General features: G+C 69.1%; 9 protein-coding genes. 5 read left to right on the forward strand and 4 right to left on the reverse strand.

Annotated elements, in window-relative coordinates; genetic code table 11:
• Nucleotides 1-5: 5 nt before the first annotated feature.
• Complete coding sequence (locus tag OHT76_RS11405) at nucleotides 6-1,877, reverse strand: polysaccharide deacetylase family protein (RefSeq protein WP_328870663.1); 1,872 nt, start codon at nucleotides 1,875-1,877, stop codon at nucleotides 6-8.
• Between the two features lie 446 nt (nucleotides 1,878-2,323).
• On the opposite strand from OHT76_RS11405, the gene OHT76_RS11410 reads away from it, so the two are divergent.
• From OHT76_RS11410 to OHT76_RS11420, 3 genes are all read left to right on the forward strand, one after another.
• Nucleotides 2,324-3,568 (forward strand): glycosyltransferase family 2 protein, encoded by a 1,245-nt coding sequence (locus OHT76_RS11410; protein ID WP_328870664.1) that lies wholly within the window; start codon nucleotides 2,324-2,326, stop codon nucleotides 3,566-3,568.
• Nucleotides 3,569-3,644: 76 nt separating this feature from the next.
• Complete coding sequence (gene wecB, locus OHT76_RS11415; protein WP_328870665.1) at nucleotides 3,645-4,808, forward strand: non-hydrolyzing UDP-N-acetylglucosamine 2-epimerase; 1,164 nt, start codon at nucleotides 3,645-3,647, stop codon at nucleotides 4,806-4,808.
• Nucleotides 4,805-5,458 carry a family 16 glycoside hydrolase gene (locus tag OHT76_RS11420; RefSeq protein ID WP_328870666.1) on the forward strand — a complete coding sequence of 218 codons (654 nt, stop codon included), beginning with the start codon at nucleotides 4,805-4,807 and terminating at the stop codon, nucleotides 5,456-5,458. Before wecB ends, OHT76_RS11420 begins: the two co-directional genes overlap by 4 nt.
• 107 nt (nucleotides 5,459-5,565) lie before the next feature.
• Here the strand turns inward: OHT76_RS11420 and OHT76_RS11425 are convergent, their stop codons facing one another.
• From OHT76_RS11425 to OHT76_RS11435, 3 genes are all read right to left on the reverse strand, one after another.
• Complete coding sequence (locus OHT76_RS11425) at nucleotides 5,566-7,029, reverse strand: glutamate synthase subunit beta (protein WP_328870667.1); 1,464 nt, start codon at nucleotides 7,027-7,029, stop codon at nucleotides 5,566-5,568.
• Entirely contained in the window at nucleotides 7,022-11,614 is a 4,593-nt protein-coding gene (gltB, locus tag OHT76_RS11430) for a glutamate synthase large subunit (RefSeq protein WP_328870668.1), read from the reverse strand. Before gltB ends, OHT76_RS11425 begins: the two co-directional genes overlap by 8 nt.
• A 402-nt stretch (nucleotides 11,615-12,016) precedes the next feature.
• A complete protein-coding gene (locus tag OHT76_RS11435) occupies nucleotides 12,017-12,748 on the reverse strand; it encodes a VIT1/CCC1 transporter family protein (RefSeq protein ID WP_328870669.1) in 732 nt (243 codons plus the stop codon).
• A gap of 270 nt (nucleotides 12,749-13,018) precedes the next feature.
• Between OHT76_RS11435 and OHT76_RS11440 the strand changes: the two genes are divergently transcribed.
• Together OHT76_RS11440 and OHT76_RS11445 are read left to right on the forward strand one after the other, a co-directional pair.
• On the forward strand, nucleotides 13,019-14,044 hold the full coding sequence (locus OHT76_RS11440; RefSeq protein WP_328870670.1) for an ADP-ribosylglycohydrolase family protein: 1,026 nt from the start codon (nucleotides 13,019-13,021) through the stop codon (nucleotides 14,042-14,044).
• Nucleotides 14,041-15,306: an ADP-ribosylglycohydrolase family protein gene (locus OHT76_RS11445; RefSeq protein WP_328870671.1), complete on the forward strand. Its 1,266-nt coding sequence runs from the start codon at nucleotides 14,041-14,043 to the stop codon at nucleotides 15,304-15,306. Before OHT76_RS11440 ends, OHT76_RS11445 begins: the two co-directional genes overlap by 4 nt.

A 15,306-nucleotide genomic window follows, 5' to 3' on the forward strand; every position in this document is an offset into this window, starting at 1 on the left:
CGGCCTCACAGGCTCGCGGGGCTGACGAAGGTGTAGCCCAGGGCCTTGATGCCCTCCACCGTCTCCCGCAACGGCTGGACCGGGAAGTACGGGTGGTAGAAGAAGCTGGCGAAGCCGTCCCGTACCGCGAGATTGGCCTTGGCCGAGGCGATCAGATCGGCCGGCAGGCGTGGCGGATGATTGTTGTATTCCTCCGGCTCGTAATTCCCGATGTTTTCGGGAATCACCTTCGTCCCGTACACATCACGCACCACATACGGGAAGAACTGCCCGATGAAACGGTTCGGATCCGAGGAGACCCCGCTGAGGGTTCCGGCGAAATACAGTGAACGTTCGAGTCGGGCTGAGAAATTCGAGCTGAAGACCTGGTAGTCGGTGGCCGAGCCCGCGTAGTGCGGGGTCGTCCACAGCGTCGGCCTCGGCAGCCCCGCCGCCGCGAACTCGGCGAGCGCGCTGTCGATCCGGCCCTGCGCCCAGGCGGCGGAGTCCCCGGGGATCGGACCGTCGTAGATCACGCTGTTCGCGGAGTCCACATGCGCCCGGTAGAACTCGAAGTCGTCGCCGCTGACGCCGTTGTAGGGGTTGGCGGCATTGCCGTACTGATGGGTGTAGCCGTGGTTCATCAGCACCGCGCCCCTGGCCAGCATGTACTTCAGCGTGTTGACCAGCTGGGGCCGATCGGTCAGCTCGACCGTCTCCGGGACACCGTTGTTGTAGGTGCCGTTCGGATCCGTGTAGACGGGGATCACATTGATGCCGTACGGGATCTGCTGCGCGTACAAGTAGTCGGCGATGGCCCGCAGTTCGGCCGGTTCGGAGTTGGGGCTGATGTCCTCGAGCCGTACGACCGCACGGTGCCGCTCGGCGGTGGCCGGTGCGAGGGCGTCGAAGAGCAGGTCCTCGAGGACGATGATCCGGTCGCTCTCGGAGACGTAGGCGAAGGGGATCTCGCCGATGTACGTGAGGTTGGACGAGCGGACCGCCCAGCCGAAGGTGTGTCCGTTGGAGCTGTCGAGGCCCTCGGCGAGCCGGGTGACCTGCGGATATCCGGCGCCTGTCAGGACGTTGGGGCGCAGCACCCCGCCGTCCTGCCCGGCCGGGATCTTCCGGGTGAGCGTCTGGCCCTTGTACGTCACCTGCGTGACGGTGCCGACGGAGCCGCCGTCCTCGTAGTACGACGTCGTGGGGTCCCAGCCGTACTTCTGCGAGAACTGGGTGATACCCACGGCGTTGGCCATGTTCCAGATGTTGGCGCCCATCCAGGTCACGGGCTTGGTGGTGGTCAGCGCGTCCTGGTAGAAGGCGGCCGGGACCGCGTCCGGGACATCGCAGCAGTAGTAGGTCGACCCGATGTAGATCGTGGCCGTGTACGACTCGACCAGGCCCGCGGTGTACTGCGAGACCGGCTTCGCCGTGACGGTGCCGAAGTGCCCGGCCAGGTTGGCCGTGGCCATGGCGTACAGCTCGCCGAGGTGCCCGTAGGGACCTGCGGTGTCGTAGAGGACGAGGGTGGTCGGTTCGGCGGCGGGGCCGACCTCGGCCGGGGAGATCAGCTCCGCCTGGCGGCTCACGGCGGAGGCGAGTGCGGATGCGGTGGCGCTCGCCGGGGTGACGGCGGCGGCCGGTTCGGACGCGCGCGCCCGGTCGTGGCGCGCCCTGTCGGCCTTGAGCTGGGCCTTCGCCCAGGACTTGAGATCGACCCGGTTGAGTCCGGACCGGGTTCCGTTCGATTCGCCGTGGTGCCGGTCCGGGTTGCCGGCCGCGGTGGCTCCGGCGGCCAGGAAGGTGCCGCTGAACAGCGCGGCGACGAGTAACAGGACCAGAGAAAGCCTCGAAAATCCCCGTCTCCGAGGCCGGTTGAGTGGTCTCACGATCATTCCCCCCACTTTGCCAAGCTTTTGGCAAAGAGTTTTTCCGGCAAGAAGCCACTGATTGTTCTTGGCGATCAAGAAGGGTGTCAATGGGCCGACGGATGAATTCCTGTAGCACCAGTTGACCCCATCGGAAGATCGACCCTGCCCTTTTTCCTAATACCCTTCTGAGGCGGCCCGGCCGTCTGCTACGTTCACCATCGCGCGTTGGGGACGCGCTGTGAAATGTGGGGGGACAATGTACGGACGACCCGCGCTGGGGGCACTGTTGCCCCTGGCAGGGGCCATGGCCGCGCCGGAAGCGATACCCGGGCTGCCATTGGCCAAAGCTCTGCAGGCCACGGCAGGAGCCGGATTCCTGCTCTACCTGCTGACCGCCTGTCTCATACTCGGGGCCCGCACGCGACTGCGCAGACAAGCACGAAAAGCGCAGGTCAGCGTCGGGAGCGGCCATGATCATTGAGCTGCTGCTGTGGGCCAGCGTCAGTCTGATCGTGCTGGCCGGCTGTTACAACACGAGCCTTTTCCTGCTCTCCCGACGCAGAATTCGCCGGGTCCGCACCGAGCGGAGAGAACGGTTCTATGTATTTCTGCTCGCCTGTCTCAACGAGGAGAGTGTGCTTTCCGAAAGCCTGGCGCGTATCACCTCACTGCCCGCCGGGAATTTCATGGCGCTGGTCATCGACGACGGCTCCGACGACCGCACCGCCGAGGTTGCTCTGGCCGCGGACCCCGACCGGGTCCGGGTGCACCGGCGCACACTGCCGAACGCACGCCGGGGCAAAGGCGCCGCGCTCAATGACGGAGTGCGCCACCTCAGACACTCCGGTCTGCTCGCCGGCCGCGACCCCGCCGACATCGTCCTTTGCGTGGTGGACGCCGACGGCCGCCTCGATCCGCATGTCGTGCAGTCGGTCGACCCCTACTTCGACGACCCTCGTACGGGCGCGGTTCAGGTCTGCGTCCGTATGTACAACCGTCGCCAGGGGCTGCTTGCCCGGATGCAGGACATGGAGTTCGTCGTCTACGGCGACGTCTTCCAGAGCGCGCGCCGCTTCATCGGCAGCGTGGGCATGGGCGGCAACGGACAGTTCATGCGGCTGTCCGCGCTCAACACCCTGGGCGGGGACGGCCCGTGGAGCGACAGCCTCACCGAAGATCTCGACCTCGGCGTCCGGCTGATCGCCAAGGGCTGGACCAACCAGCACTGCACCACCGCCTCCGTGTCCCAGCAGGCCGTGCTCAGTCTGCGGCGGCTGATCCGGCAGCGCTCGCGCTGGTTCCAGGGACATCTGCAGTCGGCGGGGCTCGTGCCGCTCATCCTGCGGGACGTGCCGACCCGTCCGGCGCTGGACCTCCTCTACCACCTGTCCAGCCCGGTGCTGATCCTGCTCACCTCGCTGCTCCCGCTGTCCTTCCTGGTCGCCCTGGGCGCCACCACCGTGGCCTCGGTCCAGCAGGGACAGCCGCTGGTGTCGCCCATGTGGCTGCTCGGCCCGTATCTGCTCTCGTTCACGGCCGCCTACGCGTACGGCTTTGTGTACGCCAGGCGTGAGCGGGACCTCGGCCTGGTGCGTTCGGTACTGCTCGCGCATGTCTTCGTCTTCTACGGCTACATCTGGTTCTTCGCCGGCTGGTGGGGCTTCTGGCGGATGCTCACCGGCAAGCGGACCTGGCTGAAGACGGCGCGCACCTGACGTCACCGCCCACCGGCCATCTGATCTCTCATCCTCGCGCGGCCCTGCGACCGCGCGCGCCCAAGGGGGGCTTGCCATGTCCACACCTCCATCCGTCATGCCCGTACGCGCCATGCTGGTGCTCGGCACCCGGCCGGAAGCCATCAAACTGGCGCCGGTGGCCCGCTCCATGGCCGCCGCCTCCTCGTTCGAACCGATCGTCGTCACCACCGGCCAGCACCGCGAAATGCTCCACCAGATGCTCGGCCTGCTCGGCGTCACCAGCCGGATCGCGCTCGACGTGATGCGCAGCCGCCAGCAGTTGTCCGACCTGACCGCCCGCCTGGTCGCCGAACTCGGAAACGTCATGCGGTTACAGCGACCGGATCTGGTTCTGGTCCAGGGCGACACCACGACCGCGCTGGCCGGCGCCCTGGCCGCCTTCTACGAGAAGATCCCGGTCGCCCATGTCGAGGCCGGGCTGCGTACGGGCGTGCTGGACAACCCGTTTCCGGAGGAGCTCAACCGCATTCTGATCGGCCGTATGGCCCGCTGGCACTTCGCCCCGACCTCGCGCGCGGGCCGGCATCTCACCGACGAGGGGGTGCCGAAGGAGCAGGTGTTCGTCACCGGCAACACGGTCATCGACAACCTGCTGTGGGTGCTCGCCGAGGGCAGCGGCAGCTCCGCGTTCCGCACTCCGGCCCGGCGGATCCTGGTGACCCTGCACCGGCGGGAGAACCAGGGCGAGCGGATGCGCGGCATGGGGCGGGCGCTGCGCCGGCTCGCCGGGCGGGGGGACGTGGAGATCGTGCTGCCGCTGCACAAGAGCCCTGCCGTACGGGAGGTGCTGCTGCCCGAACTCGACGGCCACGACGGTATCTCGCTGGTAGAGCCGCTCGACTATCTCGACTTCGCGGCGACCCTCGCCGAGTGCGATCTGGTCCTCACCGACTCCGGCGGCGTCCAAGAGGAGGCCCCGAGCCTGGGCAAGCCGGCGCTGGTCCTGCGGACCACCACCGAGCGCCCGGAGGCGGTGGAGGCGGGCGCGGCCCGGCTGATCGGCACCGATCCGGACGTGATCGTGCAGTCCGCGACGGAACTGCTCGACGATCCGGTGCTGTACCGGCGGATGGCGGGCGCCGGCAATCCGTTCGGCGACGGCCGGGCCGCGGACCGGGTACTGGCGCAACTGGCCGAGGACTTCGCGGCGGATGTGCCTGTGGACGCAACCGTCCGAGGGCCATACTCGACGGCATGACTCGCTCACTCCTGCGTGGCGTCCTCCTGGCGGTGGCGCTCGCAGGAGTGCTGGTGATCACCTTGAGCCAGTGTGGTTCTGACGATACGTCACCGCCGCCGACCCCCTGGGCCGACGGTTCCACGCACGGCCGTTGGCTGTCGGTGTTCAACGGCCACGGCACCAACTCCGGCGACGACGACTCGCTGACGCTGTCGCCGATGCCCGCGGAGGATCCGGGGACCACACATGCGGGACTCGTGGTGAGTACGGCGTCGTACACCGACGTCCGTTTCCAGGCACGGATGCGGACGGTCGAGCAGTTGCGCGAACCGGACCCGAATCCCTGGGAGGTGCCGTGGCTGGTGTGGGCGTACACCGATCCGGAGCACTTCTACTACGTCACCTTGAAACCCAACGGCTGGGAGCTCGGCAAGCGTGATCCGGCCTACCCGGGCGGACAGCGGTTCCTGGCCACCGGGCACGAGAAGTACGAGGTGGGTGACTGGCACGACGTGCTGGTGGAGCAGCGCGGGGCCTCGGTCACCGTCGCGGTGGACGGAGAGCCGCTGGTGAAGTTCACCGACGCCGAACGCCCTTACCCGGGAGGGAAGGTGGGCGCGTACACCGAGGACGCCACGGTGCGGTTCGAGGGGCTGAAGGCCCGGTAAGTGCGACGGCGCCTGCCCAATCGTCCGGTCGGGGACAAGGGGCAGGCGCCATCTGTGTTCCGTACGCCTTTGTACGGGACGTCTCTTGAACGGACCTCGACGGTCCGTCAGACCATCAGGGCCCGGTCGGTCGGGCGGATCGGGGCCGGCAGATCGCTGGCGCCGGTCAGGAAGCGGTCCACGCCACGGGCGGCCGAGCGGCCCTCGGCGATGGCCCACACGATCAGCGACTGGCCACGGCCCGCGTCACCGGCGACGAACACGCCCGGCACATTGGTCTGGAAGTCGGCGTCACGGGCGATGTTGCCGCGCTCGTCGAGGTCCAGGGCGAACTGGTCCACCAGGCCGTTCTCGCGGTCCGTACCGGTGAAGCCCATCGCCAGTGTCACCAGCTGCGCGGGGATCTTCCGCTCGGTGCCCGGCTTCGGGGTCAGCTTGCCGTCGATGAACTCCACCTCGGTCAGGTGCAGCCACTGGACGTTGCCGTCCTCGTCGCCCTCGAAGTGGGTCGTCGAGACGGAGTAAACCCGCTCGCCGCCCTCCTCGTGCGCGGAGGTGACCTTGTAGAGCATCGGGAAGGTCGGCCACGGCTGGGCGACGTTGTTCCGCTCGTCGTTCGGGCGGGGCATGATCTCCAGCTGCGTCACCGAGGCCGCGCCCTGACGGTGGGCGGTGCCCACGCAGTCGGCGCCGGTGTCGCCACCGCCGATGACGACGACGTGCTTGCCCTCGGCCGAGATCGGAGTGGTGACGTAGTCGCCCTCCTGCACCTTGTTGGCCAGGGGCAGGTACTCCATGGCCTGGTAGATGCCCTTCAACTCCCGCCCGGGGACGGGGAGATCACGGGCGGTGGTGGCACCGGCGGCGATGACGACGGCGTCGTACCGCTTCTTCAGGTCGGTGGCCTTGAGGTCGCGGCCGATCTCGATACCGGTCCGGAAGCGGGTGCCCTCCGCGCGCATCTGCTCGATACGGCGGTTGATGTGCCGCTTCTCCATCTTGAACTCGGGGATGCCGTAGCGGAGAAGGCCGCCGATACGGTCCGCGCGCTCGTAGACGGCGACGGTGTGACCGGCCCGGGTGAGCTGCTGGGCGGCGGCCAGGCCGGCCGGGCCCGAGCCGATGACGGCGACCGTCTTGCCGGACAGGCGCTCGGGCGCCTGCGGGGCGACGTCACCGGTCTCCCACGCCTTGTCGATGATGGAGACTTCGACGTTCTTGATGGTGACGGCCGGCTGGTTGATGCCGAGCACACACGCCGACTCACAGGGCGCCGGGCAGAGGCGACCGGTGAACTCCGGGAAGTTGTTGGTCGCGTGCAGTCGCTCCTGTGCGGCCGACCAGTCCTCGCGGTAGGCGTAGTCGTTCCACTCCGGGATCAGGTTCCCGAGCGGACAGCCGTTGTGGCAGAACGGGATGCCGCAGTCCATGCAGCGGCTGGCCTGCTTGCTGATGATCGGCAGCAGGGAGCCGGGGACGTAGACCTCGTTCCAGTCCTTCAGCCGTACGTCGACGGGGCGCGACTTGGCGACCTCGCGCCCGTGGTTGAGGAAGCCCTTCGGGTCAGCCATTGATCGCCGCCTCCATCATCTTCTCGGTGATCTCGGTCTCGGAGAGACCGGCCTGCTCGGCGGCGGCCTTGGCGGCGAGCACTGCCTTGTACGTGCTGGGGATGATCTTGCTGAAGCGCTCCACGTTGGCGTCCCAGTCGGCGAGCAGCTTCTCGGCGACCGTCGAACCGGTCTCCTCGGCGTGCCGGCGCACCACGTCGTGCAGCCACTTGCGGTCGTCGTCCGAGAGCGCCTCGATCGCGTCGAGGTTGCCGACGTTGACGTTGTCGCGGTCGAGGTCGATGACGTAGGCGACACCGCCCGACATACCGGCCGCGAAGTTACGGCCCGTCTCACCGAGCACCACCGCGTGACCGCCGGTCATGTACTCGCAGCCGTGGTCGCCCACGCCCTCGGAGACCACGGTCGCGCCGGAGTTGCGGACACAGAACCGCTCACCGGTACGACCGCGCAGGAACAGCTCGCCGCCGGTCGCGCCGTAGGCGATGGTGTTGCCCGCGATGGTCGAGTACTCGGCGAGGTGGTCGGCGTTCCGGTCGGGCCGGACGATGACCCGGCCGCCGGAGAGGCCCTTGCCGACGTAGTCGTTGGCGTCGCCCTCCAGGCGCAGCGTGACACCGCGCGGGAGGAAGGCGCCGAAGGACTGGCCGGCGGAACCCGTGAAGGTGATGTCGATGGTGTCGTCGGGCAGGCCCGCGCCACCGAACTTCTTCGTCACCTCGTGGCCGAGCATGGTGCCGACCGTGCGGTTGATGTTGCGGATGGCGACCTGGGCGCGCACCGGCTGGGCGTCGGTGGCGGAGTCCGCGGCGAGGGCGTCGGCGGCGAGCTTGATCAGCTCGTTGTCGAGCGCCTTCTCCAGACCGTGGTCCTGCTCGATCAGCTGGTGGCGGACCGCGCCCTCGGGCAGGGCGGGCACATGGAACAGCGGCTCCAGGTTCAGGCCCTGCGCCTTCCAGTGGTCGACCGCGCGGGTCACATCGAGCGCCTCGGCGTGGCCGACGGCCTCCTCGATGGACCGGAAGCCGAGCTCGGCGAGGATCTCGCGGACCTCTTCGGCGATGAACTGGAAGAAGTTCACGACGTATTCGGCCTTGCCGGAGAACCGGTCGCGCAGCGTCGGGTTCTGGGTGGCGATGCCGACCGGGCAGGTGTCCAGGTGGCAGACGCGCATCATGACGCAGCCGGAGACGACGAGCGGCGCGGTCGCGAAACCGAACTCCTCGGCGCCGAGCAGCGCGGCGATGACGACGTCACGGCCGGTCTTCAGCTGACCGTCGGTCTGCACGACGATGCGGTCGCGCAGGCCGTTGAGCAGCAGGGTCTGCTGGGTCTCGGCGAGACCCAGCTCCCAGGGACCGCCGGCGTGCTTGAGCGAGGTGAGCGGCGAGGCGCCCGTACCACCGTCGTGACCGGAGATCAGGACGACGTCCGCGTGCGCCTTGGACACACCCGCGGCGACCGTGCCGACGCCGACCTCGGAGACCAGCTTGACGTGAATCCGCGCCTGAGGGTTCGCGTTCTTCAGGTCGTGGATCAGCTGGGCCAGGTCTTCGATGGAGTAGATGTCGTGGTGCGGCGGCGGGGAGATCAGGCCCACGCCCGGCGTCGAGTGACGCGTCTTGGCGACCCACGGGTAGACCTTGTGGCCGGGCAGCTGGCCGCCCTCACCGGGCTTGGCGCCCTGGGCCATCTTGATCTGGATGTCGTCGGCGTTGACCAGGTACTCCGAGGTCACACCGAAGCGGCCGGAGGCGACCTGCTTGATCGACGAACGCCGCGCCGGGTCGTACAGCCGGTCCGCGTCCTCGCCGCCCTCACCGGTGTTGGACTTGCCGCCCAGCTGGTTCATGGCGATGGCGAGCGTCTCGTGGGCTTCCTTGGAGATGGAGCCGTACGACATGGCGCCCGTCGAGAACCGCTTGACGATCTCGGAGACCGGCTCGACCTCGTCGATCGAGATCGGCTGACGGTCCGAGGTGAAGCCGAAGAGCCCGCGGAGCGTCATCAGGCGCTCGGACTGCTCGTTCACGCGGTCCGTGTACTTCTTGAAGATGTCGTAGCGCCCGGTGCGGGTCGAGTGCTGGAGGCGGAACACCGTCTCCGGGTCGAACAGGTGCGGCTCGCCCTCGCGGCGCCACTGGTACTCGCCGCCGATGTCCAGCGCGCGGTGCGCCGGGGCGATGCCGGAGGCCGGGTACGCCTTGGCGTGGCGGGCGGCGACCTCCTTGGCGATGACGTCGATGCCGACGCCGCCGATCTTGGTGGCGGTGCCGTTGAAGTACTTCTCCACGAAGGCCTGGTCGAGACCGACGGCCTCGAAGACCTGGGCGCCGCGGTAGGAGGCGACGGTGGAGATGCCCATCTTCGACATGACCTTCAGAACACCCTTGCCCAGGGCGTAGATCAGGTTGCGGATGGCCTGCTCGGGCTCCATGCCGGGGAGGAACGTACCGGCGCGGACCAGGTCCTCGACCGACTCCATCGCCAGGTACGGGTTGACCGCCGCGGCGCCGAAGCCGATGAGCAGGGCGACATGGTGGACCTCGCGGACGTCACCGGCCTCGACCAGCAGGCCCACCTGGGTGCGCTGCTTGGTGCGGATGAGGTGGTGGTGGACGGCCGCGGTGAGCAGCAGCGAGGGGATCGGCGCGTGCTCGGCGTCGGAGTGACGGTCCGACAGGACGATCAGACGGGCGCCGTTCTCGATGGCGGCGTCGGCCTCGGCGCAGATCTCCTCGATGCGCGCGGCGAGGGAGTCACCGCCGCCGGAGACCCGGTACAGACCGGACAGGGTCGCGGCCTTGAAGCCGGGCATGTCGCCGTCGGCGTTGATGTGGATGAGCTTGGCCAGCTCGTCGTTGTCGATCACCGGGAACGGCAGCGTGACGCTACGACAGGACGCGGCCGTCGGCTCCAGCAGGTTGCTCGCGGGGCCGAGGGACGAACGCAGCGAGGTGACGAGCTCCTCGCGGATGGCGTCCAGCGGCGGGTTGGTGACCTGCGCGAACAGCTGGGTGAAGTAGTCGAAGAGCAGGCGCGGACGCTCGCTCAGCGCGGCGATCGGCGAGTCGGTGCCCATCGAACCGATCGGCTCGGCGGCGGCCTTGGCCATCGGCGCCAGGATGATCCGCAGCTCTTCCTCGGTGTAACCGAAGGTCTGCTGGCGGCGGGTGACCGAGGCGTGGGTGTGCACGATGTGCTCGCGCTCGGGCAGGTCGGACAGCTCGATCTCGCCGGCCTCCAGCCACTCCGCGTAGGGCTTCTCCGCGGCGAGCTGGGCCTTGATCTCGTCGTCCTCGATGATGCGGTGCTCGACGGTGTCGACGAGGAACATCCTGCCGGGCTGCAGCCGGCCCTTGCGGACGACCTTGGAGGGGTCGATGTCGAGGACGCCGACCTCGGAGCCGAGGACGACCAGGCCCTCGTCGGTGACCCAGTAGCGGCCGGGGCGAAGGCCGTTGCGGTCCAGGACCGCGCCGACCTGCTTGCCGTCGGTGAAGGTGACACAGGCCGGGCCGTCCCAGGGCTCCATCATCGTGGCGTGGAACTGGTAGAAGGCGCGCCGGGCCGGGTCCATGGAGTCGTGGTTCTCCCACGCCTCCGGGATCATCATCAGCACGGAGTGCGGCAGCGAACGGCCGCCGAGGTGCAGGAGTTCGAGGACCTCGTCGAAGGACGCGGAGTCGGAGGCGTCGGGGGTGCAGATCGGGAAGATCCGCTCCAGCTTCTCCGTACCGAAGAGCTCGGAGACGAGCTGCGACTCGCGGGCGACCATCCAGTTGCGGTTGCCCTTGACGGTGTTGATCTCACCGTTGTGCGCGACGAAGCGGTACGGGTGGGCGAGCGGCCACGACGGGAAGGTGTTCGTGGAGAACCGGGAGTGCACGAGCGCGATCGCGGAGGCGAAGCGGCGGTCGGACAGGTCCGGGAAGAAGGGCTCCAGCTGGCCGGTGGTCAGCATGCCCTTGTACACGATCGTGCGGGCGGACAGCGACGGGAAGTAGACGCCGGCCTCGCGCTCGGCGCGCTTGCGCAGCACAAAGGCCTTGCGGTCGAGGTCGATGTCCGCCGAGACGCCGTCGGTGACGAAGATCTGCCGGAAGGCGGGCATCGTCGAACGGGCGGTGGCGCCGAGCAGTTCGGGCGCGACGGGAACCTCACGCCAGCCGAGGACGGTGAGGCCCTCCTCAGCGGCGACCGTCTCGATCTGTGAGACGGCGTCCTCGGTGCCGTTCTCCGGCAGGAAGGCGATACCGACGGCGTACGCACCGGCCGCGGGCAGCTCGAATCCGGCTACCTCGCGGAAGAAGGCGTCCGGCACCTGGGAGAGGATGCCGGCGCCGTCACCCGAGTCGGGCTCGGAGCCGGTGGCGCCGCGGTGCTCCAGGTTGCGCAGAACCGTGAGCGCCTGCTCGACCAGCGCGTGGCTCGCCTCGCCGGTGAGGGTGGCCACGAAGCCGACGCCACAGGCGTCGTGCTCGTTGCGGGGGTCGTACATACCCTGCGCAGCAGGGCGAGCATCCATGAAGGACCAGTTCTGGCCATTCGCGGAATGCTGGGACGGCTGGCGCGGCGTACGCATCGGCTCTCCCGTCGTCGTCAGTGGCATTTAGCAGGTGCCGAGGGACGACGTTGGCCCTCTGCGAGTGATCTGCGCTGGGAACTGCGCTGAGATCAAAATTTCGTGCAGGTTACATGATGGAGCGGTTCTCGGGAACCGGATACTCCGTTCCAACATGCGGACGCCGCGGGGTGACGGCGAGGCCGCGCGCAGCGGCCGAAAGTGATGGGGGACCGACAGGGACAAGATCGGTCAGATCGGTGCCTGTCGGACGGTGGCGAGGGGAGCGTCGTCGCCCACCTCGCACAGGTGCGCGGCAGGCACCATTGCCCACAGCGCTTACGGCTCATGCCCGGTGGTTAAGCATTCGAAACCAGCGAGTAACGGCTACTTATGCGGCCCAACGCATAAGTTCCAGTCGCGCTATCCTACGGCCGTTCCGAACAGGCTGCCCAGGGCGTACGTCACACCGGCCGCGGCACCACCCAGGGCAAGTTGCCGCAAACCGCTGTACCACCAGGTCCGCGCGGTCACCTTGGCCACGACGGCACCGCAGGCGAAGAGCCCGAACAACGCGAGCAGCACGGCGGGCCACAGCGCGGTCGCACCGAGCAGATACGGCAGTACGGGGAGCAGGGCGCCCAGCGCGAAGGAGCCGAAGGAGGAAACGGCGGCGACGGTGGGCGAGGGCAGGTCGCCAGGATCGATCCCGAGCTCCTCGCGGGCGTGTATTTCAAGCGCCTGCTCGGGATCCCGGGAGAGCTGCCGGGCAACTTCGTCAGCAAGGTGACTGTCAACCCCACGCGCCCGATAGAGAGCCGCCAGCTCCGCCTCCTCATCCTGCGGATGCTTACGCAGCTCCCGCCGCTCGACATCCAGCTCGGCCTCGACGAGCTCGCGCTGCGAGGCGACGGAGGTGTACTCGCCGGCGGCCATGGAGAAGGCACCGGCGGCGAGACCGGCGAGCCCGGTCAGCACCACGGTCTGATGACTGACCTGCCCACCGGCGACACCGGTCATCAGGGCGAGGTTGGAGACGAGCCCGTCCATGGCACCGAAGACGGCCGGGCGCAGCCAGCCGCCGTTCACATCGCGGTGGGTGTGGTTGTCACGGTGGGCCTCATGGAGTGAGGCCTCGGTCTCGATGATGGCCATGTAGCTGGTCCCCCTCGAACTAAGGAAAGGCTCAGTTTGGACGAGTTCTATTCTTCGACAACCCCCAATCTATGCCGCGCATTCCACCGTCGCCAGCAAGGAAAGGCTGGGCTAACCTGCAGGTTTGCATCTTTGCGCTCATTCGATAGATAGGCCGCACAGATGTCGACCGGGTGACGCTGGGGCGCGTGAGGCTCTCCCGCCTCCCTCCCGTGGGACACATCCGCAAAGGGCTCCGCGCCCTGAGAGCCCCCGGAGGAGAGGCCGCGTATGGCATCGATCGCCTGCATCCCCTCGGTCCCGGCGCCGGGGGACGCCGCCGAACTCCGCGACCGGGCGCGCGGCGCGCTTCTGGGCCTGGCGGTGGGCGACGCGCTGGGCGCCCCGGCGGAGAACATGAAGCCGTCGGAGATCCGAGCGCGCTGGGGCCGCATCACGGGCTACGTCGTCGACACCCCCTCCGGCACTGACGACACGGAGTACGCGATCTTCTCGGGCCTGCTGCTGGCCCGCCACGGCTCGGCGCTCACACCGGCGCATGTGGAAGCGGCGTGGCACGAGTGGATCGCCGACCGCGAAGAGGGCCCGTTCCGAGGCGCCGGCTTCAGCGAGCGCGGCACCCTGGAGAACCTCCGCCGAGGCCTGGCCGCCCCCATCTCGGCCCAGCACCGCCACGCCTGGAGCGACGGCCTGGCCATGCGCGCGGCCCCCTTCGGCGTCTTCGCGGCGGGCCGCCCGGCGGAGGCGGCCCGCCTGGTGGCGATCGACGGCTCGGTGAGCCATGACGGGGAGGGCATCTACGGCGGCCAGGCGGTGGCGGCAGGAGTGGCGGCGGCGATGGCGGGCGCCCCCACGATCGCGGTGGTGGCATCGGCCCTGGCGGTGGTCCCCGACGACTCCTGGACGGCCCGCTCCCTGCGCCGAGCGGTAGCGGTGGCCCACCGAGGCGAACGAGCGGTCCGCTCCGCAGTGGTCATCGGCGGCTACCCCTGGACCGACCTGGCCCCCGAGGCAGTGGCCCTGGCCTTCGGCGCCTACGCGGCGGCGGACGGCGACTTCGTCCACTCGGTCCTGACAGCGGTGAACATGGGCCGCGACGCGGACACGACGGCAGCGGTGGCGGGCGCCCTGGCAGGAGCAACGGAGGGCGCGTCCTCAATCCCAACGGACTGGGCAACAGCAATCGGCCCGGCCCGCGGCACCTGCCTCCCAGCGATGCGCGGCCACCACGTACTGGACGTGGCGGACTTGCTGACGCCGGGGGACTACGTACTGGCGGCGGAGGGGGAGCAATGACACTCAGGCCAGGCATTCCAGCCCGTCCGGCGTTTGAGGACGAGGCCCCTTCAGGGCCGACGGGGGTCCAGGGGGCGGAGCCCCCTGGCGGGGTCGAAGGGGCAGCGCCCCTGGGGAAGGGACGGGTAGGGGCGGCGGGGGCGACAAACCCCCGAAGAACCGAAGGTCTCCTGCTGGGCCTGGCCGCAGGCGACGCCGCCGGCTGGCCCGCCGCCCGCCACCGAGCCGCCCGCATGCCGGAATGGACCCGCCGCCTCACCCGAGAACTCGACACCTTCGCCGAGCAGAACGCCACCACCACCCTCCCCGTCCCCATCGCCCTCAACCAACCCCCCGAACCCCTCCGCCTCGGTCCCTCGGACGACGCGGAATGGGCAGCCTTCGCCGCAGAAGCCGTACTGAGAGCAGGCGACGACACCGCCCTCGGCGACCTCAGCCGCCACCGCCGCATGCGCGCAGCCATCGACCTCACCTGGAACGCCGTAGCCAGCGAGGTAGCCGCCGCAGCAGACCGCGCCCCGGAAATCGAATCCGCCGTCCTCCCCCTCCGCGCCCGCATCTCCGTCCGCGCAGGCCTGGGCAACCTGGCCACCGGCCTACGCCCACCCGCCACCGGCCACGACAACCCCCACTACTTCGACGACGCGGCCTGCATCCGAGCCTGCGTCCTGGCAGTGGCCCACCCCGGAGACCCCCAACTGGCCGCGGAACTCGCCGAGTTCGACGCCCGCTACACCCAGGACGGCGACGGAGTACACGGCGCCCGAGCCATGGCGGCGGCCCTCTCCCTGGCCCTGTCCGGCGCCGACCCGACCACCTGCGTCACAGCCGCCCTCGAAGAACTCCCACCCGAGACCGAGATCGGCCGCAACGCCCGCCACGCCCTCACCCTCGCCCAAGACGCCGACAGCGCCTTCGCACTCATCCCCCACCTGGAACACCAAATCGTCGACCACGTCTACAGCTACGGCATCGCAGCCGCCGAAACCGTGCCGGTAGCCCTCGCCCTCACCACCGCCGCGAACGGCCGCATCGCCGAAGCCGTCCCCGCCGCCGCCTGCCTCTCCCGAGTCGCCGACTCCGCCCCCGCCCTCGTCGGCGCCCTCACCGGCGCCCTCGGCGGCGGCGCCGCGATCCCCGCGTCCTGGCGCGACAGCTGCCGCACCCTCTCCGGCTGCGCCCTCCCCCGCCTCACCGGCACGGACCTCGTGGAACTCGCCGAACTCCTCGAAGCCACGCAACCGGCCGAGGCAGGAGGATGA

The sequence above is a fragment of the Streptomyces sp. NBC_00287 genome, assembly GCF_036173105.1.
Classification (GTDB): Bacteria; Actinomycetota; Actinomycetes; order Streptomycetales; family Streptomycetaceae; genus Streptomyces.

Excerpts from the sequence above, each read along its gene's own strand:
- wecB (WP_328870665.1), top strand. The coding sequence starts at position 3,645 with ATGTCCACACCTCCATCCGTCATGCCCGTACGCGCCATGCTGGTGCTC.
- OHT76_RS11445 (WP_328870671.1), top strand. The coding sequence starts at position 14,041 with ATGACACTCAGGCCAGGCATTCCAGCCCGTCCGGCGTTTGAGGACGAG.
- gltB (WP_328870668.1), bottom strand. The coding sequence starts at position 11,614 with ATGCGTACGCCGCGCCAGCCGTCCCAGCATTCCGCGAATGGCCAGAAC.
- OHT76_RS11425 (WP_328870667.1), bottom strand. The coding sequence starts at position 7,029 with ATGGCTGACCCGAAGGGCTTCCTCAACCACGGGCGCGAGGTCGCCAAG.
- OHT76_RS11410 (WP_328870664.1), top strand. The coding sequence starts at position 2,324 with ATGATCATTGAGCTGCTGCTGTGGGCCAGCGTCAGTCTGATCGTGCTG.
- OHT76_RS11420 (WP_328870666.1), top strand. The coding sequence starts at position 4,805 with ATGACTCGCTCACTCCTGCGTGGCGTCCTCCTGGCGGTGGCGCTCGCA.
- OHT76_RS11405 (WP_328870663.1), bottom strand. The coding sequence starts at position 1,877 with ATGATCGTGAGACCACTCAACCGGCCTCGGAGACGGGGATTTTCGAGG.
- OHT76_RS11435 (WP_328870669.1), bottom strand. The coding sequence starts at position 12,748 with ATGGCCATCATCGAGACCGAGGCCTCACTCCATGAGGCCCACCGTGAC.
- OHT76_RS11440 (WP_328870670.1), top strand. The coding sequence starts at position 13,019 with ATGGCATCGATCGCCTGCATCCCCTCGGTCCCGGCGCCGGGGGACGCC.